Genomic DNA, 26,433 nt, shown 5'->3' with positions numbered 1-26,433 from the left:
TACGCCCTGACTAAACACTACTTCGACATCGACAAACCCGGAGTCCTTCAGCATCGAGACTTGCGGCTGGACGCTCAGCGGGATGTCTATGTGGTATTTACCGTCTACGGGGCCATCCTCTCCGATGGCCTTGAGAGCACCGGCGATTCGGGAATACAGGCGGCGCTTCACATCGAGGGGGAAATTGTGCATGCCGCTTGCCTCTCGGCCTGCGCCGGAGGGGACGGCAGCTACCGGCTTGGGGTGTCATGTTCAGGGCTTCATGCCGCCCGCTGCGCTCCGGTCGGCAGCAGTTGAGCCTCGCCCGACTCGCATGACTGCTTCCATCGCCAATATTCCTCCATGTTCAGGTAGCGGCGACCGGTTGACCAAGCTTCGTCTATCTCCATCAACACAGCTCCGATCAGCCTAATGGCGGACTCGTCGTTCGGGAATATCCTGATGACCCGTTCGCGCCTTCGGACCTCCTCGTTTAGGCGTTCCGCGCAGTTGGTTGGTCGTTCGCAGCCTCTTGCGAAGGCCTTCGGGCAGGGCCATGGCCGCCATCGCATCCTCAAACCCAGCCTCGAGCCTGCTTACGGCCCCGGGGGCCTTCCCGCCGAAGTCGTCGATTATCCCATCCAGCAATACCCTTGCAGTGTCCATGTCGAGCGCTTCGAACATGAGGCGCAGCCTCGAATGCAGTTCGTGCTGAACGGCCTTCGGGCACGCATCCAGAATGTTCTTGATGAAATGAGTCTGGCAACGCTGCCATGATGCGCCCTGGAACTCCACGGCTACCGCATTGACCAGTCCGCCATGGTCGTCGGAAACCACCAGATCTACGCCCGCAAGGCCTCTGCCCTTCAGCCACCTGAAGAAGTCTCTCCAGGAGGTCTCCTTCTCGCTGTCCGCAGGCCGGAGACCAAGGACCTGCGGATCCCTTCGGGGTTTATGCCAGTGCCCATGAGCACGCTCTGGCTCCAGACACGACCTCCCTTGCGTATCTTGATCACGATGGCGTCGACGATCAGGAACGGATACGTACCAAGGAGTCGCTCAATCCACTCGTGCACCACGGGATCCAGCCCCTTGAGCATGTCCGACACTGTGGACTTGGAAAACTCGGTTCCGCATAGTTCCCTAGTGATGTTCTTGATCTTGCGAGTGGATACTCCATTCACCACCATCTCCATGAGCGTGACGATCAGCGCCTGCTCGCTGCGCTGGTATCGCTAGAACATGTCTGTCGGCAGCTTGCCGTTCCTGAACTGAGGAACCTCAAGAACCAGCGTGCCCACGTGCGTCGTAAGCGGCCGATCCCTAGTCCCGTTGCGGTACCCCACCCTTTCCTCGGTTCTCTCATAGGGTTCAGCCTTCACGTACTCAGTGGCCTGCGCCTGCAGCACCTGGTTGAGCACGGCCTCAAGTAGATCGGCCAGGCCACGGTCTCCCTGAAGGGTGCGTGTAAGTTCTGTGGCAAGGACGGCTGGGGAAACCGGTAGACATCTCCAAACGGGACAATGGGCGGAAAAGTGATATCCTCCTCGAAAAGGGCCCTTAGCTGGCCTATCGAGGAGGATACAGATGAATAGCATTACTATTGTCTCAGCAATACCGCAGCTAGTCGATAGGCTCTTTAAGGAAAACATGAGTGGCGACCATGAGGTTACGTTGCATGACATCGAGGTCAGCGCCAAGCTTGCGATGCATCAAATTGGGGAGTTGCTGCTCCAAGCCCAGATTGATGAAATGGGCAGTGGTTACGTCGGCAGTACGATGCCCTGCGAATGCGGCGGCACGCTCAGGTTTGCCGGTGACCGTAGTCGAACACTAACAACGTGGTGCGGTCAGATTACCTATAAGAGAGCTTACTATCACTGCAAGCGGTGCGGGGCCTCCAGGGTTCCCCTTGATGAGCAGCTAGGGGTGCCGCAGGGCATTTCAGCGACATGATCGTGGAGGCGACAAGCTATTGCTGTGCCCAGTTGCCGTTTGAATCGGCCTCGGAGATCATGGAGAGGCTTTCCGGGATCAGCGTGTCTCCGAAGGAAGCACAGATCCTTTCGGAGGAGATTGGCGCCGAGATGGACAAGGAGCTTGAGGCACAAGCGGCAATCGCAGTCACAGATGGACTGAACTCGACCTCGTGTTCGAGTAGGCTCTATGACGGACTTGGCCGACGAATCGGCAGCGGAGCGCGACAACCCTGCAAGATACCTTCAGACTAGCCGTGAGAGAATGAGGTATGACGAATACCGGGCCAAGGGTTACCACATCGGCAGCGGCGTGGTGGAGAGCGCATGCAAGAACGTGGTGCAGATACGGCACAAGAGGCCAGGGATGCGCTGGAGCGTGGAGGGAGCACAGGAAGTCCTGAACCTGAGAACAAGCATCTTGAACAGCAAGTGGGACGAATTCTGGCAGAGGCGGAGGCAGAGAACCAATTCGAGCATACAGAATCCAGTAAACATCCTACGGGCAGCCTAATGCGCCACCCACGAGGAAGAGATGCCAATCCTTGAGTGCCACAATCCTTACACGCACCCCTCCCTGAATGCACCACGTCGAACTTGACGTCTTCCCTGAGAGCCGCCCTCATAGCCGCAGCTCCAAACACCTTCTTGGCGCCGGCATCGAATATCTTGTCCAGGGTGCGGCCCATCAAGATGTTGATGAGCGAAGATGGGTCACGGGAACCCTCTTGTACAACCCCCGTCGGTCCCCTCTGGGGCGCTACGTGGTCGTTCCCTTCGATATGATGGCCGAAGCGATCCTCAAGGATTTCACCGAAGTCCACAGCAGATTCGCCGCCTACGTCAAGAAGGACGACATCATCGCCATCATGGCCCCTGCCCCGGCGCAGGAGTAGGAATGAAAGCCGAAGCACATGAACTGTGGCTCGTGAGGCGGTCGCAAACGCACGAAAGGCGCGATATTGCGAGATCGGACTATTCGAGATCCCCGGGCCGGAAGGACCTGGACATTATTGTCACGACTTCGTCGTACCGCTCCTTCATACTCGCAGGGTACTGGACATGTAGAGTACTGATGGCCCCTGGTCCCACATATACCTTCAGGTACAGGATATCATCCTCCTTATACCATGACAGGACGAACCATCCTTTCCCTTTCTTCTCATAGGCGACCGAGTCGAAGCCCTCTTTTCTTTCCTCCATCTCCGACTCCAGGGTCGCTCCAAGGTAGTTGTGGCGCCCCGACGCGGTGACATAACAACCGTCCCTGTCATAGAGGTGCCTGCCGTCTCCGTTCGCGGGCTCCGGTCCCATGCCGAATTCTTCCAGCACCACGATACTGAACCCAAAGCGCCCGTTGATGTACGCACCGTCCAACTCCTTTCGTTACTGAATGCAGTTACACAGGCGAAGCTGCGGTTTCTCTGCCCAAGAGGAACAACGTGACATACCCCGTGGGAGTCTGATACTCTCAGGAGTGTATACAATGGTTAGCGCTTTCCCGGCCGAACCGCGAGTATCGGGGCTATATGAGCCACGCAGGCACAATCAGATTGTCTTCGTCAAATGCGCCGAGCTTGTCGGCCATGCAGACGACGGCTCCGACGCCAACCTTCAGGGGCGACCTGTCGATGACTTTGAACGCTCGGATGAGCTTTCTGTCGGGAGCGGCGGTCTTCTTGATCTCAATGGGCCATAGCTTCCCATCGCCTTCGATGAGCAGATCGATCTCCTTCATGTCCCTGTCGCGATAGTAGTACAGGTAGGGATCTCTGCCAGTATTCCGATAGCTCTTGACGATCTCGCCGACAACGTGGTTTTCAAACAGCGCGCCGCTCATGGCCCCGTTCATGGCCGTCTCAGGACTGCTCCACTTCGTGAGATGGCAAACAAGCCCGGTGTCTGCAAAGTACAACTTCGGCGCCTTGATTGTGCGCTTCAATACGTTGTTGGAATAAGCGTGCAGGCAGAATGCGATCCCAAGCCTCTCCAGGATGTTCATCCAATTCTTCGCAGTGACCTGGGCAATGCCGCAGTCATCTGCGATGCTCTTGAAGTTCAATGTCTGAGCTGCACGAGCAGCCGCCGCCGTCAGGAAGTCAGCAAATCGCAGAGAGTCGATGGCGCCTGATATAGTCTTCACATCACGCTCAAGATAGGTACTCACATAATCCGAGTAGTAGCGCGTCGTGTCACTGTACCTGCCGCCTGCAAGAGCGGGCATGCCGCCTCGGAATATGCGTTCGAACATCTCCGGCGTACCGACCGGTTGGACGCTCTTTTGCTTCAGGGATAGCGCCGCAAGATCCAATGCAAACGGCGCAGCCTCGCATGACTGGTACATCTCCTGCTGGGAAAGGGGCCACAGGTACAAGAGCGCGACGCGCCCGGCAAGGGACTCTCGAACACCGTCCATCAGCTTGAATAGCTCAGATCCGGTCAGCCAGAAAGCCCCTTGGTTGGGGCTCTTATCCACATACATCTTGATGTAGGAGAACAGCTCAGGCGCATACTGCACCTCGTCGATGATCAAAGGCGGCCTGTGCAGTTGGAGGAACATGGCCGGATCAGTCTTGGCCAGACGCCTTTCGTTTATGTCGTCAAGAGTGACATACTCGCGTCCGCCTCCATCTTGACTCATGAGCCTCTGCAGCATTGTGGTCTTGCCGCACTGGCGCGGCCCAGTGACGAGGATCGCCGGATACTCGGCGCTCAGCCGGAGAAAGACCTCTTCCATACTTCTTTTGATGTACTTCATGCTCACCCATTCCGCCGCCAGGTTTGCGGCAAATATCCGTTGCTCTTGCATTTTAGCCGCAATCCAGCAGAATGTCAACCGGTATCCCCGTGGCTCACCGAAGCATAGAGCGACCCCCGCGTCATGCCAACACCAAGCCGACCATTCAGTCGTGATCGCGACGGATGAAGCTTTCTGCCTGTATCCCTCCGCGCCCAATCCACATGCCGGACAATGGCATTACGGTCCTCTCCCCATGCGTGTGTTCTCTCCAGCGCCACGGAGTCTGCTGGCTTCAGCACCAAGACTCCCTGGTCAATAGCCAACAAGCCGGGACTTACCGTTCCCTTCTCAAGTAGACCATATCAGCAAGCTGTTTGCCGTTTTCGTATATTGGGTGATCGTAGTTGTCAGTGAAGAAACTCCTGACACGATGCGACTCTGTAAAGCCGCACTTCCTATAGAAGTCCAGAGCGGCAGAGCTATCGCCTGTTCCGACAAGCATAGTCCTGCAATCAGGATAGTAGGAGAACAGAAACTCCATGAGAGCTTTCCCATACCCAGTCACCTCTAGGAGTCTGCTCGAAATGCGCGCTGACGGAAACGTACCAGGCTCTTTGAGAACCGGACAATGGCACAATATGGGCAAGAACTGAATTATCGCACGCTCCGAACCGCGGATTCAAGGTTTCGCGTCTCTGAAGGCTCGGCCTGTCTGCCTTTTTCAGGCCTTCTTTCGTCCAGAACCGACACTACCCCCTTGGCATTGCTATCCGGTGGTTGCTGCCGATAGCCCGGCAAAGGCCTTGATGTTGAAATTGAGTGCCGCGAGAATCTCCTGGCACCACACTTTGAGGATTCCGATGTACCCTGCATCTCTGGCTCCATGCCTCGTCAGATGGCCTATGACCCTTTCGCCGTCAGATCGCTGAACACAGAACTCCTTGAACTCCGCGGTATCCTGTTTCTCCCGTTCTGCCGCCATCTCCGGTTCGTAAGGATGAACCGATATGGTACGGCCCACCTTGGCCCGAGTGCACTCCGTCCTGGACGGACACGCCGCGCAGTCTGATAAACATACGACCGCTCCCGTGCGCGACTTGATCACCGACGGGCCAGATCGCGCCTGCGATCCTTCGGGACAGCGAACAACCCCAGCCAGTGTGTCGATGTCGAACATGCTCTTGGGATACCTTCCGTACACTCTCGCCTCGGATGGTGCCTTTGCGATGAGCTCGATTCCGTCCAGGGCCATGTTCTCCTTGATCAGCCAGATGCAGTAGGCGCTGTCGCCCATAACTTGTTTGGGCTTAACTCCGTTAGCTTCGCACTGCTTCAGGACTTCAGGCAAGGGCTCGGTATCCGGCTTGTTAGCCGCAGTTATCACGACGGAAGTCACGAAGTCTCCATCGGTAGCGATGTGCGCCTTGAAACCGTTCGCTTTTGCAGAGGACGTCTTGCGCCCATGACGCATGTCTGGGTCAGTCACTGATATCACCCTATCCTTGGCAACGCCCTTCTTCATCTTTACCTGGCCGTCGCCGTTGTCGATATCTTGGCTGGCGATGCGCTCCAGCAGATCGGATGCATCGCTGAGATTCTTGGGCAATGGGCGCAGAGCGCGGACGGTGGCCACAAGATTGCGCGCATCGATCACGTAGGATTCCAGAAGCTTGCGCTTCTCCTCGGGATCGTCCCAGTTGATCTTGGGTTTCGAATCGACTCCGTAGTCTTGACGTGCAAGGACCGGCTCAAGCCTGGAGCGCAGCTCGTGGAATTCGGCGACTCTGAGCAGACGAACGATCCCCTTGCGCAGAAGGGTGTAGGTGTCTTGAACGGCACCCGCCCCTCCGACCATGAAGGAGTCTACTATCTGGAGTCTATCCTCGGAGATAAGGCCCTTATCCTTGGCTTGGGCCAAGAGGTCGGCAAAAAGCGCGAATATGATGCCGGACTGCATGAACCTTGTTCGATGGTCGCAGAGAGTAACCGCGTCCATTCCCGGAAAGTCTCTGCTGACCCCCAGCGCATACTTGCATCGCTCGTCAAACCAGGACTCCTCTGGAGCGCAAAATGGAGTACTATGTTACGAAATCGAGAGGCCTTTTTCGCTCCCAAGCGACCCCACATCGCTTGCCGTCACCGAAATGCAGCGGGTTCGCGAGAGTTTCCGAACAGATTCCTAGACGCCTATTCGGCGTCGAGGAAGGGGTAGGTCAGATGCGATTCGTACGACAACTCGACGATGACGAGGTCCGAGTCTTGGAGACTACGAGATGCACTGCCGCAGGGCGGGTATCGCAGAGGGCGCATATCGTGCTCTTCTCGAACAGGTGCCACTGCGTCACAGAGATTGCGCGCGTGCAGGTGATACTTGTCCCCTTAGTGCGCCTTGTATCCACAATACGCTTGCAGCGGCGATCTTGCCCGCAGTAGGCTGGCCGTTTGGCGTCTTCCTGATAGAGCAGTTCAGCGAGACCATTCCCAGCGAGATCCTGGAAGCGGCCAAGATCGATGGTTGCAGTGAGCTGAAAACCCTGACGCGCATTGTGGTGCCCATGGCAGGCGCAACCCTTGCAGCCCTGCCGATACTGATAGTGTTCTTTGCGTTTCAGAAGTACTTCACCCAGGGGATCACCATTGGCTCTGTCAAGGGCTGATCATATCCCGCCCGTGCTATCCCTTCGCATCCGACACGACGATCTGCTTCATGCAGCTTGGGCAGATCTTGTTCGGGATCTTGTGAAGCTGACGGGCATCCAGCACGTCGTATGGGTCAGTGTCGTAGTCGCACTGGAACACTGTCATAATGCACATGGCATTGCCGGAATCGTTTGCATGGTGCGAGATTCCCACGCCGTGACCTAGCTCGTGTGCCACGACGTAAGCGATCTCGATTGACCGTCGCCGCTGCCACTCGTCGGGGTGGGCGGCGATGTGGTCTTCGACAGCCTGCTTGATGCGCTCTTCCAGAGCCTTCTTCTCTTCCTCCCGCTGGGCCTTTCGAGCCCCATAGGCTTCGAGGAATTTGGCGGACTGCCCCGGCTTTGGATGGAAGTCTTCATAGGTATGAGGATGCTCATCCAGCCACTTCTTGAAGTCCTGTTCAATGCGGTCAGACTCTTCACGTGCCCAGTCCTGCCGCCTTACGTGCGCCGCCGCGCTGCTCTTCAGGTTATAGTCGAGTAGTCCCAGAGAGATGTTGATCTGGTGGGTGTGCATGGGCGACCCGATCTTTCCGCCGCCGATGTCAGGGAAGGCATATCCGCTGCTAAACAGCCACATGTCGAACATGCCCACAGTAAGGGGCTTTCCAGTGCTGGATTCCCAGAACCTGAGCCACTCGGGGGGCACAAGGTTGTAGCCGTTGGTGACGGTGACATGCAACGCTGTCTGCTCAATCGCATTCGTATCGTCGCCGTGGTTGAAGTTGACTATCCGCCGGGCGTCGCCGATGCTGCCTGGGCCGGTCCAGTAGCTGCCCGACACCAATCGTACCCTCAGCCCTGAGAGCGTCTCGAAGGAGCGAGCCGGCGGTAGGGGATATCGGCAATAGAATGACGAGGCCGCAAATCCCCCAGCTCCAAGCTCGGGGAGAAGGGCCTTGCCGGCGAATTCCAGTATGGAAACGGATGTCATTCATCGTCCGAGCCCACGCGACTCACAGGATGTCATACCGCGACGTGTTTGCAGAACCACTGGTGCTGGAACTGCGGGGGTTGACCGTCGGAAGATGACCATGTCACACGGCTTAGCTCATTTTCCGCAGTAGAAAAGGCTGAATTTTCGAACTCTAACCAGAATCTTCTGAGAAGGTACTGGCAACACTCATGTCGAACATAGCCCCGATACAGATACGAGGGGCTGGTCTGCATGGCGCTCAAGGACCCCAAGAAGCAACACCATGGAACCTTCAACCCGTATCCATCGGGTGTCTTTTCGGGGTACGAGTCAAGGGTCATCGGGAACCTCTTTCTCCTGAAACCGGTCATGGCTCTGCTTGGCCTCGAGGACATCGTGGACAGCGTCTGTCTCCTTGCGTCGAACAGGGCCAGGGTATCGGTAGGCGAGGTGTGCAAGATCCTCGTCCTGAACAGGCTCAACTCTCCCAGGCCGCTGGACAAGGTCGCGGACTGGGCAGATCATGTATCCACCGTTGACCTCTTCGGCATACCTTCCGCCGTGCTAGACGACGACAAACTCGGGCGCTGCCTGGAACTCCTAGCTACGTACTCCGGCGACATAGAGGCGTTGTTCTGTCTCAAACCCATGCGCGACTTCGGGGTCTCCCCCGAGCTTGTGATATGGGATAGCACCTCGTTCTACTTCGAAGGGGCATACGAGAACTCCGAGTTCGTGACGTTCGGATATGCCCTGGAAGGAAGAACTGACGCCAAGCGCGTTCGCGTCGGCATGTGCATGGATGCCGACACTGGCATACCTCTCACCAGCGGCCGAGAGCCGGGCAGAAGAGACGATGCGGACCTTGTCGTCGACAACATCGAGACTCTGAAGGCCACACTCAGCTAAGCAGGCCGCGCCGACTATGTTGTAGTAGCGGATAGAGCGCTTGCAGGCGTAGATAACGTGTTCCTGCTGGACTCAAGGAACACGAAGTTCGTGGCTTCAGCCGACGATGACGCCCGCTATGTTCAACTAATTCTAGACACGGGCGACGACGAGTTCCAGGAAGCGGACTACAAATCCAAGGTCGGCGAGCCCTTCTTCATCGCTGAATGAGGCATCGGCCTCCATCGAGAACTTGAACCCGAAGAACGAAAGTACGAATCCAGGTGGTTTCGGGCAATCGTCGTCAAGAGCCCAAGCAAACTCAAGGTCGACGAGATGAAACGATCCAAAGAGACGGAGACAATCGACGCCTGGCTGCGTGATGTTCGCGACAGCAAGATAAACAAGTATCGCTACAAGAAACTCGACTACGTCGAAAAGCGGATAGACGCTTTCTTTGGCGGTCCTCTGCGCAAGCACCGGAAGATCTACAACCCCAAAGCGGCAAGCGACGACGCCCGTCTCGACTTCACTTGGTCCGTCGACGAACAGGCCCTGCGAAGACTCATGGCGCTCAACGGCAAGTACATGGTGGTTTCAAACCAAATGGATCCTGCCGTCAGCGCCGCCGACATATTCCGCACTTCCAGGAAACCAAGCCGCATCGAAACACGCATGCGGCGCCTCAAGAGCCAGCTCAAAGTGAGACCCGTGCTTCTCGAATCGGATATGCGGATAAAGGAGCTTGCATTTGTCACCAATCTCGATCTTGCCGTCTATTGCCTTCTCGAACGCATGCTAAAAGAGGCGAGCATGGATGAATCCGCCCGTGAGCTGTTCCTCGATTTCGACCAGATCGCCCTGACCAAGGCCAAGCTGCCCAACGGCGCCGAGGTGAGTCACGTGGAAAACGCCCTGCCTTTTCACTACCGTATCCTCGACAAATTCGGACTGCTGATCGGAGAATACCGCCGCCCTCAGGCATGACCGCATCTTGTCCCCTCCGTCCTGTAACGCTTAACTTGATAGGCCCCTACTGCGGAAAATGAGCTTAGGAGGATTGACGAGCAAATTTGACGAATATCTGTGATCGACTGTGCACTTGAGATGGTGCGGCGGTTGGCGAAGAGTGTTCTGGATACATGGTGAGTCCCTGCGCGCAGCGAGTGCCGCCGTCGCCTCGAGATGTAGAAACAACTGAAGAAGGCCGCTGGACCGCTTGGCGTGCAGCCCACCGTGCTCAGCGACATGCGGCTGTATAGCGGCGCCCAGGGAATCCGGGCAGACAAGGATGCAACCAATTCCACGCTACTGATGGCGCCGGCATCGCCGTGGCGTTGTTGCACACAGGCGAGGCCTACCCAGATGATCTAGCTCCCGGGCGGACCCATCTATCACTATCCCAACCACTCCGTCCGCAGGGCCGCGACGCAGGAATCGGCACACGCCGTGCATTCATTATCGCACCGCACGATGGGCCAGCCTGGAATACTGCGCATAGGGGCCCATGAATGACCGAGCTTGTGACGCACTTGCCGGATCCATTCATTGGAGTACTCCCTCCCATAGGTATCGAGGACATACCGCTGAAGAACCCGGGTATCCCAACGGTTCTCGTTGTATCTGTGGTCTGCAGGACGCCGATGCCGAACGGCGTCATCGATGTCCTGAAGCATATCCTCGGTGAGCGAGCTCTTATGGAGCTTATTCCGGATGAGAATGCGCCCCAGGCATACGCAAGATTAGCGCTTTCGAGTCATGACAGTCTCGGGGAGGTAGAGATATGCAGACCGTTTCGGCATTATGCAAACCACGTGCTAGTGTGTTCTCTGACACCACGCGTGATGACGTCCTAAACCTTAGTGACCTGATTGAAGGCAAGATTGATGCCGCGAAGTTCTTCGATGAGAACTTCAAAACGAAGGGTATGGAAATCCTGTTTGAAACAGCGTTCAAGCGATTCTCCGGCAAGTCTGACACGGGCGTTATCAAGCTGACACAGGCAATGGGGGGCGGTAAGACCCATAATATGCTTGCCCTCGCTCTACTCGCCCAGAACCCGGACTGGCGCAGAAAACTCGTAGGCGGCGGCTATGACGGCATTGGTGAAATCAAGGTTGTTGCATTCTCCGGGCGCGAAAGCGATGCGGCGTTTGGCATTTGGGGCAGCATTGCGGAACAGCTTGGCAGAAAAGAGTTCTTTGCCGATCACTACTCTCCGTTGAAAGCTCCGGGTGAAGGCGCGTGGGTCAACCTACTCAAAGGCCAGAAGGTACTTATCCTTCTCGATGAGCTGCCGCCCTATCTTGTGAACGCGAAGTCCATTGAAATCGGACAATCAGACCTCTGCACAGTCACGATAACCGCATTGTCCAACCTCTTTACCGCCATAGGCAAAGGGCAGCTTGCTCGTGTCTGCCTTGTACTCTCCGATCTCCGTGCCACGTACGAGTCGGGGAGCCAACTGCTCGCAACTAGCTTCAAGGAACTGGAGAATGAAGCCAATCGCGTTGCGTTGAATCTGGAGCCTGTCGCACTGAACACAGACGAGGTCTACGATATTCTCCGTAAGCGTCTGTTTGAACAGTGCTCCGCGCCCAATTCGTCAGCGGTGAATGAAATAGCGGTAGCGTACAAAGAGGCCCTTGTGAGCGCCGGGAAGTCTGGTTTGACAGGGCATACCGGGGACTCGGTGTACCTTGGCATCAAGGATTCGTACCCATTCCATCCATCAATAAAGGAGCTCTATGCCCGTTTCAAGGAGAACCCTGGCTTCCAGCAAACACGCGGGCTGATAAGGCTGATGCGTCAGGTGGTGCGCGGTTTCTACGATAGCGGCAGCGCCGAGAGGAAGAACCTCATTAATGTATTTGATGTTGACCTAAACGAGCGCAATATGCTCTCGCTTATTAAGCAAGTAAAGCCCTCGCTTGAAGCGGCTATCAGTCACGACATCGCTCAGGGAGGAAAATCTGTCGCCGAGATCATTGACGAACAAAACGGTGAAAAGAGAGAACGGTACTCCCAGGATGTTGCCAGACTCCTGCTGATGTCGTCGCTCAATGAAACGCCCAATGGCGTGCTGGGCTTAACGGAATCAGATGTTCTCGGCTTCCTCTGCGAACCGGGCACTGATCTCAATAGCTTTAAGAAGGCCTTGGACGAGATTGTTTCGCAATGCTGGTATTTGAAGACGGACAATCGCGGGCGGTTCTATTTCCAAAACACGAAGAATATGGTCGCCGAGATGAACACCCTCGTGGATTCATATTCCAACGAAAGTGCAAAGAAGGAACTCCGCAGATTCTTGGAAGCCAATTTCTACCCGAAACTGAAGAAGTGTTATGAGCAGCTTTTCATTCTACCTGCGATCGACGAGATTCATATCGATCAAAACAGGGTGTCGCTGGTCATTTTCGAGCCGTATGCCGGAACGGGTCTTCACCCCGACTTGCAGAGTCTCTATGACAACTGCGCCTACAAGAACCGCGTCTTCTTCCTCTCGGGCCAACGGAATGTGATGGAGAAGCTGTACGCCAACGCCAAGCGGCTCACGGCTATCCGGCAGATACTCGCCAATATGAAAGTAGAACACGTACCCGAAAGTGATCAGCAGTACAAGGAGGCCGAAAGCCAACAGGACAAGGCAACCACCGCGCTGCTCCAGACGATCCGCGAAACATTCATTACCATATACTATCCGTCGAAGAATGGGCTGTCCCGCGAAGACTTCAAGTTAGAGTTCGCGGCGAACAAGTTTGACGGAGAAGACCAGATTATCAAGGCCCTCAAAGAAGCGATGAAGTTTGAGGATTTTCAGGCGGAGGAGCCTTTTGTTGACGCCCTGCGTAAGAAAGCCGAAGCCCGTATCTTCACACAAAAAGAGATGCCGTGGAGCCAAATATTGGAAAGGGCGGCAACGGAACCATCGTGGCAGTGGTATCACCCAAAGCAGATGGACGAGCTCAAAAAGAAGTGCCTCAACAGTGACGCATGGCGTGAGATTGGCGGTTACATCGCCAAGGGGCCTTTTGAAAAAGAGCCTACCGATGTTATTGTTGAGCAGACCGACTATAGCGAGCAGATGGGCGCGTTTACCCTAAAAGTGAAGCCCGTTCGTGGTGACCGCGTGTATTATGACTTTGGCGCCGAACCGACAAAAGCGTCTAGCGAGATTCAGCAGCAGTCTTTGACGCTCAAAGAACCCTCGGCGTACTTCGTATGCTTTGACACGGCTGGAGGTAAGAACCCGCATCCGACAGGCACGGCCAAGAAGTGGCTCGGCACCGTTCCGCTGAAACGGGAACAGCGGCTGAGCGCGGACGGGAATAACGTCCTTGCGCTGAAAACACACAAAGACTTTGAGATTCGCTACACCACTGACGGATCGAATCCCAAGGAGAGCGGGGGTTCATATACTGGTGAGATTATCCTTCCCGCAGATTGCCGCTTTGTCCCCGTCGCAGTGTATTACAAGGACACGCTTGTGCAAGAAGAGACTATCAACGTAACAGCCGCGCAACCGAAGAAAAAGGTGGAGATAAAGGATGCAGCTCCTCTTGAATACACGATGAACTCGCAGAAGAAGTGCGGCGACACGGAACAGGCTTATGCCGAGTTTGCCAAGCTGAAACAGCTGCCCGGGACGTTTATCCGTCAATTCACCGTGACGATCAGCCAAAAGGACAACCTCGACAACTACATGGAGATCACCACCGCCAAGGTGCCCTGGGATACCGATAACCTGCAGTCGATGGTTGACCTGATCCGTGAGACGGCCTTTGGGGGCAAGGATGTCGAGGTCGAATTTGAATACAAGATCATCTTATTTGCCACGGGGGCTGCTTTCAAGCAGTGGGTGGAAGTGAACAGGCTGGATTCGAGTGAGCTCAGCAGAAAGGGAGAAATCAGACAGTGAAGAAACAGACCTACGGCTTCGGCGTAGATCCGGCACAAAGCAAGAACCACTTCTTTGTGCTGATCCCGCCGAAAGACCCGAATTCAGCTTCGCCGCCAGCCATTCAAGTTTATGAACGATACACTTGGACTGAGGGCGACGAACAGCAGCTTGATCCTGCGGATGTAATGCGGATTGAAATCTCAAAACATAAATGGAACGCAGTAAAAGCTGCATTGACGGCTGAGTTCAACTCTCGGCTGAAGAAGGATGGCCTGAAGAACGGCAGATTCCACGCCGTCGGCGGCGGCACACCCGTGGAACGGCTATTCGGCAAAGAAATGATGGTGCTACTGTGGAGCATCGAGGACAGCGACCCCTCCGTCATCCCCGCCGCTATCCGCAACTGGAAAGGGCTGCTGCCGGAGGAGCGTTGGTGGCTGTACACGATGACGAACGCTGCTACAGGGGGGCTGAAAGACAAGAAGGGCTGGCGTACGGCGTTGCGCTATGCGCTGTGTGAGAATCCTGTGGTTGAGCGCCAAATATTGGAGGACCTGAAGCTATGACCGTGTCATTCATTGAAAGGCAGTTCCCCGTATCAAAGCTTTCAAAAGAGAGCTACAAGGAGCGGAAAGCGGCACAGAGCCAGACGCTAACAGGACTTGGTAAATGGTGGGGGCGTAAGCCGCTCGTGCTTGTCCGCGCCGCAATACTAGGCTGCCTGATGCCCGCCAACGACAACCCGCGCCGCGACACGGAAATCTTCCTGAAAATCATGAGTATGGATGATGGCGGGTTGTGGCTCCGCCATAAAGCGTGGGAAAAGAAGAGTGACGAATACTGGCAGGAGCGGGAGAAAGAACTCCGTCGTGAGTTTGAGAAGCTCGGATATGACGAAAAGCTGAAAGCCTGCGTCCGGCCGGAGCAGTTCGAGCGTCCCACTGGCGACCACGCCTGGAACGAGATAAACCATCATTTAGGGACTCACGCGTACAACCTGCAAGACTTGACACGGCAGTTGTCTGAAAAGCGATTCGGCCGAAACGCTGTCATTGGCGACTGTTTCTGCGGCGGTGGCTCGGTGCCGTTCGAGGCGGCTCGAATGGGGCTTGATGTGTACGCCTCCGACTTGAACCCCGTGGCGGGATTACTGACATGGGCAGCCATCAATATCTGTGGCGCGTCAGAAGCAGAAACTGAGGAAATAAAACGCTTTCAGCAGGAAGTCTATAACGCCGTCGACAAGGAGATCACCGAACTCGGTATCGAGCTTAATGAAAAAGGCGACCGAGCCCTGTCATATATTTACTGCGTAGAAGCCACTTGCCCGGAGTGTGGCGCAGTTGTCCCTATGATGCCCTCGCTCGTCGTAGGCAAACGCGCCGGAAGCGTTGTGGCAAAGCTGGAGAAGGATGGCGACCGCTACAACATTGACATCGTTTCAGGCGTGTCTCCCAAAGAGATAAAGGACGCAGGAGAAAGTGGGACAGCAACCGCAAACACTTTATCTTGCCCCAACTGTGGCAAATCGACACCGATTGGCGTTTTGCGCCGCGACCGCAGGGATGAGAATGGGAATACAATCTATGGATTGCGACAATGGGAAAAAAGCGAGTTTGAGCCGCGTCCTGATGATGTGTTTCAAGAGCGGCTCTATGCCGTCCGATATGAACATGAGTACGTTGAGAAAGGCAGGAAGAAAACCAAACGTTATTACCGTACCCCGAATGAGCATGATTTAGCAAACGAGGAAAAAGTACGCCGCACTGTCGCCGAGAACATCGTCAAATGGCAGGAACAGGGGCTTGTGCCGAGTGCGGCTATCGAGCGCGGCGATGAGACAGAACGTCTTCTGAAAGAGCGCGGATGGACGCATTGGAACCACCTGTTCAATGCGCGGCAACTGCTGGTATTGAGCAGGTTTGCGTCAAGAATCGCTTCATCAGCTAATAGTGGCTTGTTAGAAGCAACAGGGTTATTGGCACTGAATCGCCTGACAGAGTGTTGTTCTCTATTATGTGGATGGCATCCTGGTAGAGATATAACATCCCATACATTCTATAACCAAGCACTAAATACGGTATTTGTTTCTGGTGTGAGGGCTCTTCTTGCGTTGGATACACAATGGCATATCGATGTGGAGCATTTTAGGTCCGCCACAGAATTTGAAGTCAAAACAATGGATGCCCGCTCAATAAGCCGCACAGCCCACATTTGGCTAACCGACCCACCATATGCCGATGCGGTGAACTATCATGAACTCTCGGAGTTCTTTCTCGCCTGGGATAAGCGGTTGCTGATAGAGGCATTCCCCGACTGGTACGCCGATAGCAAGCGGGTTTTGGCTGTGCGCGGCGGCGATGGCTTCGCGCAGAGCATGATTGATATTTTCTCGAATCTTACAGCGCATATGCCGGACAACGGAATGCAGGTTGTGATGTTCACCCACTCCGACCCGGCTGTATGGGCGCAGCTTGCTCTGATCATGTGGAAGGCGGGCTTGAAAGTTACGGCGGCCTGGAACATCGCCACCGAGACCGACGCATCGGGGCTCAAAGACGGCAACTACGTCAAGGGTACGGTGCTGCTCGTCCTGCGCAAACACACAGGTACGAGCGAGGCTTTTCTTGACGAGATCAATGCCGACATCAAATGCGAGGTTATCGCCCAGATTGAGAGTATGCAGCGGCTCGATGACAAGGAAGACCCGAATTTCTCCGACCCCGATTATGTGCTTGCCGCCTATGCCGCGAGTCTGAAGGTGCTGACCTCATACTCGTCTATTGGCGAGCTTGATCTTGATTACGAGCTTGACAAGGCAATCAACGACCCGAAAAACTCCAAGATTGTCGCGCTGATCGAGCGGGCGAAGAAACAAGCCTATGACTGCATCATCCCGACCGGCTTCGATAACTTCCTGTGGAAAGAGCTTTCACCCGCCGAGCGGTTTTACATCAAGGGCTTGGAGAACGAAAAGAACGGCGGCTATCAGATTTCGACGTATCAGGAGTACGCCCGGGGCTTTGCTATCAGTAGCTACAGTCAACTGATGGCCAACGAGCGGGCGAACACCTGCCGCCTGAGAACGCCGTCCGAGTTTGCAATGCGGACGGTGGGCGACGTGCCGGGTTTTGAGGAATCGACCTTGCGACTCGTCCTCGCGGCGATCCATATCGCACTGAAAGAGGATGAACAGCCGGATAAGGGCTTGTGGCATCTGAAAAACAACCTCCCGGACTATTGGGGCAGCCGAGACATGCTGAAACAGCTGCTCATCTTCCTAAAGGACACGAAGGACATCGCCAATATGCCGCATTGGAGAGAGGCGGCGCAGATGGCTGAGCATATCTTCGTCTTGGTGGACAACGACCACGTTTGAGGTGAATAGATGAACCGGTATTCATCCCGCAGAAGCAAATTGGGCGAGCAATTCCTAAACGCCAAACTGCAGGGCGCGGTTGGCTATAATCGCATAGCCGGCTATTTCTGCTCATCCATTTTGGAGGTGGCAGGCGAAGCGATAGAAGCGGTCCAGGGCAAGGTCAGAGTGATTTGCAACTCAGGGCTTGCCCCTTCCGATGTTGCCGTCGCCAAGCTCGGCATGCGACAGGAATGGAATGATTTCAAACCAGAGGAGGTATATGCGACCCCCGGTGCAATGGCACGCTTGAAAAGGCTGTATGAGCTCTTGAATTCCGGTAAACTGGAAGTTAGGGTGCTTCCCGATGAGATATACGGACTTATGCATGGCAAGGCGGGCGTGATCACTTACGCTGATGGCAGCAAGACCTCTTTCCTCGGCAGTATCAACGAAACGAAAAGCGCGTTTACCACCAACTATGAGATGGTGTGGGAGGATGATGATCCCGAGTCCGTCGCATGGGTGCAAGCGGAGTTCGATTTCTTCTGGAGTAACCCTCACGCCATCTCGCTTTCCGATTATGTGATTGACGACGTGAAACGCATATCCGAACGCCGCTCTATCCCTCTGAAAGACTGGCGTGAATCGGATGACCAAACGATTCCCGCTGTCGCTGTCGAGGAACCGATTTATCGCAACGAGTTTGGGCTATGGGCGCACCAAAAGTATTTCGTCGCCCGTGCATTCAACGAACATAAACAGCGCGGGGGCGCGAGATTACTGCTTGCCGACCAGGTAGGCCTGGGAAAAACCGTTCAGCTCGCGATGTCAGCAAAACTCATTGCACTGTATGACGATAAGCCCGTGTTGATTATCGTGCCAAAAACGCTGCTCTTTCAGTGGCAAGATGAGTTAAAGACCCTGCTCAACCTCCCGTCTGCCGTATGGACGGGGCGCTATTGGGTTGATGAAAACGGCTACGAATATCCTGCCGACAGCGCGAAGGCGATATTGAGATGCCCCCGCAGGGTTGGGATAATCTCACAGGGTTTGATTATTCGCAAGTCTGAGTCAGCAGAGCTATTGAAGTCTTTACGCTTCTCTTGTGTGATACTGGACGAAGCGCATCGTGCGAGACGCAAGAATCTCGGCAAGGATCCCGACAAGCATAAGCCGCAGATGAACAATCTTCTGGCGTTCCTGAACGAGATCACGCTCCGTACAAAGAGCCTGCTTCTCGCAACGGCCACGCCCGTTCAGATTGACCCGATAGAGGCGTTCGATTTGCTATCGGCGTTAGGTTATCCCCCGGACGCGGATCGGGTATTGGGCGACAATTACAGTGTCTGGAGAAGAACGCCGGGAACAGGCATTAAGTACATTCAGGGTGAAGAACCGTATCCATCCGCGGAAGCCGAGATGTGGGAGATTGTTCGTAACCCCTTCCCGCCGCGAAGCGAGGACAAGAGCTTTGAGATTCTACGTCAACAGCTCGGCATACCCGACGACAAAAACGTACTCGCGCAAAATGTGTATGATAAGCTAAACTGGCCGCAGAAGAACCGAGTTAAGCTGATCTACAACGATGATAACTTCATACAGAACCGCAATCCATATATTCGCACGATTGTCCGTCGTACCCGTGATTACTTGGAGACCCACAAAAACCCCGACACGGGCGAACCTTATCTCAAAAAGATAGAGCCGGTTCTGCTCGGCGAAAAGGATGATGAAGCTCTCGAGCTCTCCGGCTATCTGGCGCAGGCATACGGCATAGCCGAGGACTTCTGCGATATGCTGTCATCAAGGGTTAATGGTGGCGGCTTTATGTCCACACTGCTCCTGAAGCGTATCGGGAGCACAATGATCGCAGGCGAAAACACCGCAAAGAAGATGCTTGCCTGGACAGCAGAAGGGAAAGACCTACTCCGCTCGCTCTGCGATGAGTTTGCGGGCGAAGATGATGATGAACCAGAGGAAACCGGTCAAAGTGACATCAAAGACCTCACGCCGGGAGAAACCGAGTGCCTGGGCAAACTGGTAGCGGTTTTGAACTCGAACACCGATACCGACCCGAAGTATAACCGCGTCAAAACGATCCTTGGGCAAGGCGTAGAAGGCGAAGGCGCGTGGAGGGACAAGGGCTGCATTCTGTTCTCTCAATACTTTGATAGCGCGTGGTATGTGGCGGAACGGTTATCAAGAGACTTCCCGGATGCCCGCATCGGCTTGTACGCTGGCGGCGATAAGTCCGGCACATACCTGAATGGCTTGTTCAGGAAGGAGAGCAAGGACGAAATCAAGCGGCTCGTAAAGGCTCGGGAGCTTCTAATTCTAGTCGGCACGGATGCTGCGTCCGAAGGGCTAAACCTTCAGGCGCTGGGATCGCTCATCAATATCGACCTTCCATGGAACCCGACAAGGCTCGAACAACGCAAAGGACGTATTCAGCGTATAGGGCAATTGGCCGACAAGATTTACATATACAACATGCGTTACAAGGACTCGGTTGAGGACAAGGTTCACAGCAAGCTCTCCGGCAGGTTGCAGGGCATTTATGCCCTGTTCGGGCAAATCCCCGATGTACTGGAAGATGTGTGGATCGCTATCGCCCAGAAAGACGAGGCCCGCGCAGAATTGGCGATTAGCAAACTGCCGCAGAAGAACCCGTTTATCCTCAAATACGAGGAAGCAATCCCCGACTGCGGTGATTGGGAAAAATGCGCCGTGGTATTGGACAAATCCGACGAATGGCAGGAACTCATGCATGGTTGGTAAGCGTGATTTCCTTCTTGATAGCTTGGGCCATCTGGTTGACAAGTCACGAAAGCGCCTGATTCTGTAGGCATGGCACTCAAAAATCCCAAAAAGCAGCACCGAGGAACCTTCAACCCGTATCCAACAGGCTCAACTCTCCCAGGCCGCTGTTCAAGGTCGAGGATTAGGCGGATCATGTATCCACCGTTGACCTCTTCGGCATATCTCCCTCTCTGCTCAACGACGACAAACTCGGGCGCTGCCTGGAACTCCTTTTGCGTTTGTCACGAACCTCGCTCTTGTCGTCTATTGCCTTCTCGAGCACATGCTGAAAAAAACCGGCATGGATGAATCCGTCCGTGAGCTGTTCCTCGATTTCGACCAGATTGCCCTGACCAAGGTCAAGTTACCCAACGGCGCCGAGGTAAGCCACGTCGAAAACGCCCTGCCTTTTCACTACCATATCCTCGACAAACTCGGACTCCTGATCGGAGAGTACCGTCGCCCTCAAGGATGACTGTGTTCCATCCCCTCCGTCCTGTAGCGATTAACTCGATGGGCCCCTACTGCGGAAAATGGGCTTAGCTGCCTGAAGAGCGTTTCGAATGCCCTGAGCCTCTTCGTCGGTTAAGGCTCCGAGGTAGTGCAACGCTTCATGCCTAGGAATTCCGTCCCGTCTGATAGACTTGACGATAGTGTAATACCTGAGCTTGCTCCCATCGCCGGCTCGACTGACGGTCGTCTTGAGAAACACCCGGCATCTCCGTTCGTCTCGACTACCTTCAGTGATATCACAGCGGGAAGCAGAGTACAGACACTGATATAGAGTCATGCTGCGCCGTTCATTTGGGAACCTTCGCTGAGCTCGATTCTGCGAGCGCAACAGACGTGTGCTCTCGACTACTCCGACTACACTAAACGCGCTTTAACTGGCCATCTGATCCTCAGTTGTCAAACTCGGGTTACAAAGCCTGCCGCGCGTACTCGAGAATCATACACAAACTTGCCTGATGTGAAACTCTACCCCGTCATCAACCGGTACGGACAGCATCTCTGCCATCATGCCGGCAACAGCATCAACGTCAACCCGTATACCCCTGATAGTAGCATCCATATCCATTGTGGAACGGGCATCCAGCCCGACCATAGCCGCCACTAGCATACCACCTTTAAGAATAAATGCATTCCTATATGCCGACAGTGAAACCCGTTCCAGGAAGCGCTCCATCATGTAATTGCGCATCAGGATTTGCGCATCCGCTTTCTTTTCTTTTGAGAGATTGCGGACCAGATCCTTTAACTGGCGCGATGATTTGATCATTACAGCAGTACCTCCAGATAGCGGTCCAGGATTTTCTCCACCTGGAATGCCTGTGCATACTGCATCAGCAGGCGCAGATTCTTGTCCGTTCGTTTAGCATACTGCTTCAAGGCATCCTGGAAGGTCTGAATCTCAATTCCACTCCGGCAGCGGATGATATCACAAGCGGTACGCTCCGGATTATACACGCGAACCGAGTGCCCGAATGGCGTTTGCGCTTCCGACATACCGATCTCGTAAAGCTCTCGTTTGACTGTGTAGACCTTGATTCCGTCTGCCTTCAGCTTTGATGGATTGTACCCTGTCTTTACGGTAACGGAGTATTGTGTTGGCTCCCGGTCGGCCAGGTCGTGGAGAAACAGAGCTGTCTCATGGGAAAACACAGCTTGCCTAGAGCGCAGGCCAATCAGATACATTGTATCGATCCATGCGTCCGGCGCGGCATAGACACCGTGGGAAACTCGCTCGAAATCTCGGTCTTTAACAAATTTGTAGAACACCGGTTTCGAAATGCCGGCGGCAACAGCTTCTGCCGTCTGAACGATTCCGCGATTCGCGGAAATCAGCTGTTCAAGTCGTTCATACTGCACCATGGCGCTCAATCCCTTCGTGCTAATATCATAATCAAAATTAGCACGACAGTAAGTAGCTCTTGCCAACTTCGGCAGTATCTCGCTCTGCATTGCAGGCACTTGCCCTGGTCACGTTGTGTCAAGTAGTGTAAACTGCCGCTGCGATTCTCCTCGGATCCAGACTCCCGAATCTCCTCTAGTCTCCTCGCTTGTCCGAGCTCTTCCGATATGTGCGCCACATCTACGAAACTACTGATCATTGACGCCGCAGTTTCAGGTGAGAGCTATGATCAGGTCTGTCTGCTGGATGCGCCTGATAAACTGGTCCGGCACACGAATCACTCGTGTATCCTCCTGCGCACTAGCCGGCAGAATTCATCATACTTCTCGACAAATCGTGTTGCGGCTTCATTTAGGGCCTCTGCGCGCCTTATGTCAGACTCAGAACGCGGTCTGTCTTGCGGGACTTTGGGTGCAACCGACTGCCTGTCGTCAAGAAAGGTGAATGTATACTCACCGATTGACCCGTGCAGTTCCTTGCCGGTACGTAGAAGCTCCTTCCGCCGTCTCTCTATCACGGTGTCAATGAACTCCTTGTCAGGTTCGTCCCAGTCATGAATAAAACGGAACAGCTGCTCTGTGTCGTGGCGGCGAAACGTGCCTCCGAAATCATGTACTCTCAGGAACCTCACTGTCCCGCCTGGAGGCAGTGCTTTGAAGAACTCGTCAGCGAGGGTTACGTCACGTGGGTGGCTTCGTCTGGCGCTCCGGCGAATATCTGCGCCTTCACTACCGACGAATGCCGTTAGTGCTGTTAGGAAGAGAATGACGCGATCCCAACGCCACTGGAAGTCGTATTCCCCATTCGGAAGGAGGACCCAGACTAGACTTGCGAGGACACCAAGAAAAGAGAGCACACGGACAATCAGTAGCCTCACATCATGTACAACCGATTTCATCGGAATACGCATCAGGTGGCCAGAGAACCTCCAAAAGTTGTCGCCGCGGTTTCCCCTTGCGTTCATTCATGATCCTACACTAGCATATCTCCTCAAGAGCCGATTCCAGATCGCCATCGTCATAAAGAAGTAGGCTACTGCAATAGCTAGTAGTCCAGCCGTCCAAAGAATGGCCGTCTTCATACTCACCAGGTTCAGTATATGAAATGGAACACTCGAGGCCAGCCCAATTGGGAAAACGGCCGTAAACACAACCCTTAGTCCTACGGGAAATATCCGAAGCGGATAGTTCCCGTAGCTAGACAAGCGCATAGTAATGTTTGCATAGTTGGCGTTTGATTGAAATGCAAAGTTCAACGATGATAAGAGTATCGACATTCCTGCATATATGAGGCATGAACATATGAGTAGTGGGGCGATCAAAACCAGCCTGGACTTGGATATCGAGGTATGTGGAACGGTAATTGACAGCAATGCTACACTCACCACGATGTCGCCAATTGAGTCTTCATCAAGGCCATCTAGCAGTATCTGAGCCAAGGGTGCTAGTGGCCTAACAAGAAACCTGTCAAATTCCCCATTCCTCAGGTAGTACGGCAACGTAATCGTGTTGATGAAGAAGAATGACCACAATGATACCCCCAGGGAGTTGAACGCATATAGAAAAAGCAGGTCATGGATTGGCCACCCAGCTACACGATCGACACGCATGTAGACAAAGGACAAGAGGACTAGGCTTAAGGCGTTCTCAAAGACTATTGTGACTATGCCAACAGAAAAGTCTCCAGTGTTGTACGCTATTGACCGAAAGCCAATTCGCAAATATGCTGCGAAAACACAGAAGCTGTGCCTTACTTCTCTCAGTAATGAGATCATGGTATGCTCCTCCTTCGTCACACTCGCAGGCTCTGGTCAATTATACCAAGACTGCCGCGGTTGAGATACCAAGCTAACCAGTTCGGACCATTTGGTAATGCCGTATGAATTTTGAATGGGGCAGGATATAGTGGACTCAGGAATCTGGACACTGCAGCGAGGAGGAATACGATAGACTGTGCCCATGAGAAAGAGCTACACACCGTCATTCAAGGCCGAAGCCGTAATGGCGCTTCTCAGGGAGGATAGGCCCATATCCAAGATTGCGTCTGAGTTAGGCGTATCCCCTTCGCTGTTAGTTCGCTGGAAAGCTACTGCCGTTGAGAACATGACGAGCCTGTTCGCTGACGAAGGGCGCTCGCAGGAAACGCTGAGAGCCGCCCACGAACGGGGGCTGAAGGAGCTTTATGCAGAGATCGGGCGGCTGAACACTCAACTAGCTTGGTAAAAAAGGACTGGCATCAACCGTGTCCAAATCTGAACGTGTGGAACTGCTTGAACTGGGGGGCTCGAAGATTCCGCTCAGTGTTCAGGCTAAGCTGCTCGGCGTGAGCCGATCCAGCCTGTATTACGCTCCCAGGCCTCCATCCCCAGAGGAAGTGGCCATCAGGCGGGAGATAGACGAGATCTATACTGCGCGCCCTTTCTACGGCTCAAGGCGCATCACTGAAGAGCTGTGCCGGCGCGGCTGGCAGGTTAACCGAAAGCGGATTCAGCACTGCATGAGCGACATGCAGATCGCCGAGATCTGCCCGGGGCCGAACCTGAGCCGCCGCGATCTTCAGAGCAGGCTATATCCTTACCTGCTTCGGGGCTTGGAGATAAGGAGTACTCAATCCCGCGCGAGGCCAGACTTGGCATTGGGGACTGCATCGGGTTTTACAATGACCTCAGGCCTCATCAAGCGCTAGCATACAGGACTCCGGCTGAGGTGTATCTGGGGTAAAACAGGCGGACCGCCCCAGCAGCCTTCAGTGTGGGGGGAGGTGCGATCCGCGGATGCTAAGGCGGGGTCCTCTGCACGCTCATGGCGCCCTGTGCATAAGTCTCGCCATGTGTGGGTCAAGCCAGCGTCCCGGTGCCCCGGCGAAGTACACCCCCTGCGCCCGGGTCCCGCAGAGCACCCCCTGGGGCCTACGCCAAGGACCACCCTCACCCCTCACAAGCGTACGGGGCATTGCTTAGGAAACCTATTAACGGTGTCTTGACGAAGGGGTCCACCATATTCTACACTAGCAGCATTTGGGGCATATCAAAGCTTAAGATTGCCCTAGTGAGTCTGCTATCTGGAAGGGCAATCCCGCTTAGTTTCTATCCCATGACGGTGCTAAGAGTAATAAGAGCGCTTCCGTTTGAAGGGCTATTCTACAACCCTATACAGCTAATGCTTGGGAGACACATAGACGCCAGTAGAGAGATTATTGTTCTGCTCTTGTCGAATTGCATTACCGCAATGATATACCTCTTTCTGCGAAACCGAGCCCTAAGAAAAGTAACCGTAAGTGGGGGATGAACCTATGTCTCAACAACATCCGCGATCAATTAGGTCTGCCCCTATGGATCTGTGAGGCCGGTAGATGCCGCAGATCACCCAGACCCCTCCTTGTTACAGTTCATTTGCATCAACCTGTCGACAAATTGGCACACATGCTGCAGCTAGCCGCGAGTCGGCTGAAGGACCAATCGATATCGTCGAGATCAAGATCAGGTGCACATTCCGGTCCAAATCGTCCACTGATTCCGGGGCAAATCGTCCAGGGCAATGACCTTGGCTCGGAGCTGATGCGCGCCGGCAACTATGCCACAGGAGGATCGCCAAGTGAAGCCACCGAACTCCCGTAAGCAAGATGCTTTTGGGAGGGTGATTGGGGGCCGTGGCAAATAGGAGGTCGTCGATGCGCAAGATTAGGGAGATTCTGAGGCTTTATCACGAGATGGGGTTGAGCCGTCGCCAGATTGCCGAAAGCCTGCAAGTTGCCCACGGCACCGTCGGCGACGTGATCAACAGATTCACCGCGAGCTCAAAAGCAAGAAGTCCGTTACTCTGCACCTTTTATGGTATGAGTACAAGCAGGCAAACCCCGATGGGATCCAGTACAGCCAGTTCTTGTGAATGACAATCGAAAAGTTTACCACTAAATCCTACCTGTTTAGGATGTCACTGGCTGATCTGAGTATGCTCCGGCATCCGTCATCTTCGTCACCCCGCTTCGTGTCTTGCTTTGCTTCAGTCGGTATGATTGACCCGTTAGGACAAAGGTATGAACGTGATGAGTCAGCCGATCTAGTAAGGCGGCCGTCATGGTGACGTCTCCGAACACCTCAGCCCACCGAGAGAACTCGAGTGTGTATGCTAATCTAAAACTTGACCACCAGTACAGACTGTGGGCGTCGAGAAGTTGACCACCTTAAGAACCTATTCCTGTATGCTGATAGGTGAACGATCTACCGGCAACAGGAGGAAAGGAATTGCTTAAGATGGTCAC

21 protein-coding genes and 6 pseudogenes are annotated in these 26,433 nt (G+C 54.4%); 16 read left to right on the top strand and 11 right to left on the bottom strand.

All coding sequences use genetic code 11. The features are described 5' to 3' along the window. Positions 1-260: 260 nt before the first annotated feature. Positions 261-1,421 (bottom strand): annotated as a pseudogene (locus tag VB144_08805) (IS256 family transposase). A 145-nt stretch (positions 1,422-1,566) separates the two neighbouring features. Between VB144_08805 and VB144_08800 the strand changes: the two are divergent. The 4 genes from VB144_08800 to VB144_08785 all read left to right on the top strand — a co-directional run bounded on the left by VB144_08800 (position 1,567) and on the right by VB144_08785 (position 2,851). Then, complete coding sequence (locus VB144_08800) at positions 1,567-1,935, top strand: hypothetical protein (protein MEA4883735.1); 369 nt, start codon at positions 1,567-1,569, stop codon at positions 1,933-1,935. Continuing rightward, positions 1,932-2,210, top strand: a complete 279-nt coding sequence (locus VB144_08795; GenBank protein ID MEA4883734.1) for a hypothetical protein — start codon at positions 1,932-1,934, stop codon at positions 2,208-2,210. Before VB144_08800 ends, VB144_08795 begins: the two co-directional genes overlap by 4 nt. Further along, on the top strand, positions 2,146-2,469 hold the full coding sequence (locus VB144_08790; GenBank protein MEA4883733.1) for a hypothetical protein: 324 nt from the start codon (positions 2,146-2,148) through the stop codon (positions 2,467-2,469). Before VB144_08795 ends, VB144_08790 begins: the two co-directional genes overlap by 65 nt. A 67-nt stretch (positions 2,470-2,536) precedes the next feature. Further along, entirely contained in the window at positions 2,537-2,851 is a 315-nt protein-coding gene (locus VB144_08785) for a hypothetical protein (GenBank protein ID MEA4883732.1), read from the top strand. A 79-nt stretch (positions 2,852-2,930) separates the two neighbouring features. Here VB144_08785 and VB144_08780 read toward each other — a convergent pair whose 3' ends face one another. The 4 genes and pseudogenes from VB144_08780 to VB144_08765 all read right to left on the bottom strand — a co-directional run bounded on the left by VB144_08780 (position 2,931) and on the right by VB144_08765 (position 6,691). Then, entirely contained in the window at positions 2,931-3,290 is a 360-nt protein-coding gene (locus VB144_08780; protein MEA4883731.1) for a hypothetical protein, read from the bottom strand. A 190-nt stretch (positions 3,291-3,480) separates the two neighbouring features. Continuing rightward, entirely contained in the window at positions 3,481-4,713 is a 1,233-nt protein-coding gene (locus VB144_08775) for an ATP-binding protein (protein MEA4883730.1), read from the bottom strand. Positions 4,714-5,029: 316 nt separating this feature from the next. Then, positions 5,030-5,254, bottom strand: a pseudogene (locus tag VB144_08770) (GNAT family N-acetyltransferase). Positions 5,255-5,461: 207 nt separating this feature from the next. Beyond that, the gene (locus VB144_08765) at positions 5,462-6,691 is read right to left on the bottom strand and encodes a transposase (protein MEA4883729.1); all 1,230 of its coding nucleotides are present in this window, start codon (positions 6,689-6,691) and stop codon (positions 5,462-5,464) included. Between the two features lie 365 nt (positions 6,692-7,056). Between VB144_08765 and VB144_08760 the strand changes: the two are divergent. Beyond that, positions 7,057-7,352, top strand: a pseudogene (locus VB144_08760) (ABC transporter permease subunit). Between the two features lie 16 nt (positions 7,353-7,368). Here the strand turns inward: VB144_08760 and VB144_08755 are convergent. After that, entirely contained in the window at positions 7,369-8,331 is a 963-nt protein-coding gene (locus VB144_08755; protein MEA4883728.1) for a hypothetical protein, read from the bottom strand. 234 nt (positions 8,332-8,565) lie between these two features. On the opposite strand from VB144_08755, the gene VB144_08750 reads away from it, so the two are divergent. The 9 genes from VB144_08750 (at position 8,566) to VB144_08710 (ending at position 21,045) form a co-directional block, all read left to right on the top strand. Next, complete coding sequence (locus VB144_08750) at positions 8,566-9,222, top strand: DUF4277 domain-containing protein (protein ID MEA4883727.1); 657 nt, start codon at positions 8,566-8,568, stop codon at positions 9,220-9,222. Between the two features lie 57 nt (positions 9,223-9,279). Continuing rightward, the gene (locus VB144_08745) at positions 9,280-9,432 is read left to right on the top strand and encodes a hypothetical protein (GenBank protein MEA4883726.1); all 153 of its coding nucleotides are present in this window, start codon (positions 9,280-9,282) and stop codon (positions 9,430-9,432) included. Between the two features lie 105 nt (positions 9,433-9,537). Beyond that, positions 9,538-10,188: a hypothetical protein gene (locus tag VB144_08740; protein ID MEA4883725.1), complete on the top strand. Its 651-nt coding sequence runs from the start codon at positions 9,538-9,540 to the stop codon at positions 10,186-10,188. Positions 10,189-10,984: 796 nt separating this feature from the next. Next, positions 10,985-14,119 (top strand): DUF499 domain-containing protein, encoded by a 3,135-nt coding sequence (locus tag VB144_08735; GenBank protein MEA4883724.1) that lies wholly within the window; start codon positions 10,985-10,987, stop codon positions 14,117-14,119. Beyond that, positions 14,116-14,667: a DUF3780 domain-containing protein gene (locus VB144_08730; GenBank protein ID MEA4883723.1), complete on the top strand. Its 552-nt coding sequence runs from the start codon at positions 14,116-14,118 to the stop codon at positions 14,665-14,667. The genes VB144_08735 and VB144_08730 overlap by 4 nt, the downstream gene beginning before the upstream one ends. Then, a complete protein-coding gene (locus tag VB144_08725) occupies positions 14,664-17,480 on the top strand; it encodes an anti-phage-associated DUF1156 domain-containing protein (GenBank protein MEA4883722.1) in 2,817 nt (938 codons plus the stop codon). Before VB144_08730 ends, VB144_08725 begins: the two co-directional genes overlap by 4 nt. Before the next feature lie 9 nt (positions 17,481-17,489). Then, positions 17,490-20,240, top strand: coding sequence for a phospholipase D-like domain-containing anti-phage protein (locus VB144_08720; GenBank protein MEA4883721.1), 2,751 nt, complete (start codon positions 17,490-17,492; stop codon positions 20,238-20,240). Positions 20,241-20,544: 304 nt separating this feature from the next. Continuing rightward, complete coding sequence (locus VB144_08715) at positions 20,545-20,736, top strand: hypothetical protein (protein MEA4883720.1); 192 nt, start codon at positions 20,545-20,547, stop codon at positions 20,734-20,736. A 138-nt stretch (positions 20,737-20,874) separates the two neighbouring features. Beyond that, the gene (locus tag VB144_08710; GenBank protein ID MEA4883719.1) at positions 20,875-21,045 is read left to right on the top strand and encodes a hypothetical protein; all 171 of its coding nucleotides are present in this window, start codon (positions 20,875-20,877) and stop codon (positions 21,043-21,045) included. 174 nt (positions 21,046-21,219) lie between these two features. On the opposite strand, the pseudogene VB144_08705 reads toward VB144_08710, so the two are convergent. The 4 genes and pseudogenes from VB144_08705 to VB144_08690 all read right to left on the bottom strand — a co-directional run bounded on the left by VB144_08705 (position 21,220) and on the right by VB144_08690 (position 23,947). Then, a pseudogene (locus tag VB144_08705) lies at positions 21,220-21,540 on the bottom strand (nucleotidyl transferase AbiEii/AbiGii toxin family protein). After that, a complete protein-coding gene (locus tag VB144_08700; protein MEA4883718.1) occupies positions 21,540-22,133 on the bottom strand; it encodes a type IV toxin-antitoxin system AbiEi family antitoxin domain-containing protein in 594 nt (197 codons plus the stop codon). Before VB144_08700 ends, VB144_08705 begins: the two are co-directional and overlap by 1 nt. Positions 22,134-22,450: 317 nt before the next feature. Then, positions 22,451-23,137 (bottom strand): hypothetical protein, encoded by a 687-nt coding sequence (locus VB144_08695; GenBank protein MEA4883717.1) that lies wholly within the window; start codon positions 23,135-23,137, stop codon positions 22,451-22,453. After that, a complete protein-coding gene (locus VB144_08690; protein ID MEA4883716.1) occupies positions 23,138-23,947 on the bottom strand; it encodes an ABC-2 family transporter protein in 810 nt (269 codons plus the stop codon). It abuts the gene before it with no gap. Between the two features lie 184 nt (positions 23,948-24,131). Here VB144_08690 and VB144_08685 point away from each other — a divergent pair. Together VB144_08685 and VB144_08680 are read left to right on the top strand one after the other, a co-directional pair. After that, positions 24,132-24,893: pseudogene (locus tag VB144_08685) on the top strand (IS3 family transposase). Positions 24,894-25,842: 949 nt separating this feature from the next. After that, a pseudogene (locus VB144_08680) lies at positions 25,843-25,907 on the top strand (hypothetical protein). Between the two features lie 190 nt (positions 25,908-26,097). On the opposite strand, the gene VB144_08675 reads toward VB144_08680, so the two are convergent. Further along, the gene (locus tag VB144_08675) at positions 26,098-26,328 is read right to left on the bottom strand and encodes an ATP-binding protein (GenBank protein MEA4883715.1); all 231 of its coding nucleotides are present in this window, start codon (positions 26,326-26,328) and stop codon (positions 26,098-26,100) included. Between the last annotated feature and the right edge of the window lie 105 nt (positions 26,329-26,433).

The sequence above is a fragment of the Clostridia bacterium genome, assembly GCA_034926675.1.
Taxonomy (GTDB): domain Bacteria; phylum Bacillota; class DTU025; order DTU025; family DTU025; genus JAYFQW01.
The sequence above is the reverse complement of the archived record's forward strand: the minus strand, read 5'-3'. Positions and strand labels throughout refer to the sequence as shown.

Excerpts from the sequence above, each read along its gene's own strand:
- VB144_08800 (MEA4883735.1), top strand. The coding sequence starts at position 1,567 with ATGAATAGCATTACTATTGTCTCAGCAATACCGCAGCTAGTCGATAGG.
- VB144_08795 (MEA4883734.1), top strand. The coding sequence starts at position 1,932 with ATGATCGTGGAGGCGACAAGCTATTGCTGTGCCCAGTTGCCGTTTGAA.
- VB144_08790 (MEA4883733.1), top strand. The coding sequence starts at position 2,146 with ATGACGGACTTGGCCGACGAATCGGCAGCGGAGCGCGACAACCCTGCA.
- VB144_08785 (MEA4883732.1), top strand. The coding sequence starts at position 2,537 with ATGCACCACGTCGAACTTGACGTCTTCCCTGAGAGCCGCCCTCATAGC.
- VB144_08775 (MEA4883730.1), bottom strand. The coding sequence starts at position 4,713 with ATGAAGTACATCAAAAGAAGTATGGAAGAGGTCTTTCTCCGGCTGAGC.
- VB144_08765 (MEA4883729.1), bottom strand. The coding sequence starts at position 6,691 with ATGGACGCGGTTACTCTCTGCGACCATCGAACAAGGTTCATGCAGTCC.
- VB144_08755 (MEA4883728.1), bottom strand. The coding sequence starts at position 8,331 with ATGACATCCGTTTCCATACTGGAATTCGCCGGCAAGGCCCTTCTCCCC.
- VB144_08750 (MEA4883727.1), top strand. The coding sequence starts at position 8,566 with ATGGCGCTCAAGGACCCCAAGAAGCAACACCATGGAACCTTCAACCCG.
- VB144_08740 (MEA4883725.1), top strand. The coding sequence starts at position 9,538 with ATGAAACGATCCAAAGAGACGGAGACAATCGACGCCTGGCTGCGTGAT.
- VB144_08735 (MEA4883724.1), top strand. The coding sequence starts at position 10,985 with ATGCAGACCGTTTCGGCATTATGCAAACCACGTGCTAGTGTGTTCTCT.
- VB144_08725 (MEA4883722.1), top strand. The coding sequence starts at position 14,664 with ATGACCGTGTCATTCATTGAAAGGCAGTTCCCCGTATCAAAGCTTTCA.
- VB144_08720 (MEA4883721.1), top strand. The coding sequence starts at position 17,490 with ATGAACCGGTATTCATCCCGCAGAAGCAAATTGGGCGAGCAATTCCTA.
- VB144_08715 (MEA4883720.1), top strand. The coding sequence starts at position 20,545 with ATGCTGAAAAAAACCGGCATGGATGAATCCGTCCGTGAGCTGTTCCTC.
- VB144_08710 (MEA4883719.1), top strand. The coding sequence starts at position 20,875 with ATGCCTAGGAATTCCGTCCCGTCTGATAGACTTGACGATAGTGTAATA.
- VB144_08700 (MEA4883718.1), bottom strand. The coding sequence starts at position 22,133 with ATGGTGCAGTATGAACGACTTGAACAGCTGATTTCCGCGAATCGCGGA.
- VB144_08695 (MEA4883717.1), bottom strand. The coding sequence starts at position 23,137 with ATGAACGCAAGGGGAAACCGCGGCGACAACTTTTGGAGGTTCTCTGGC.
- VB144_08690 (MEA4883716.1), bottom strand. The coding sequence starts at position 23,947 with ATGATCTCATTACTGAGAGAAGTAAGGCACAGCTTCTGTGTTTTCGCA.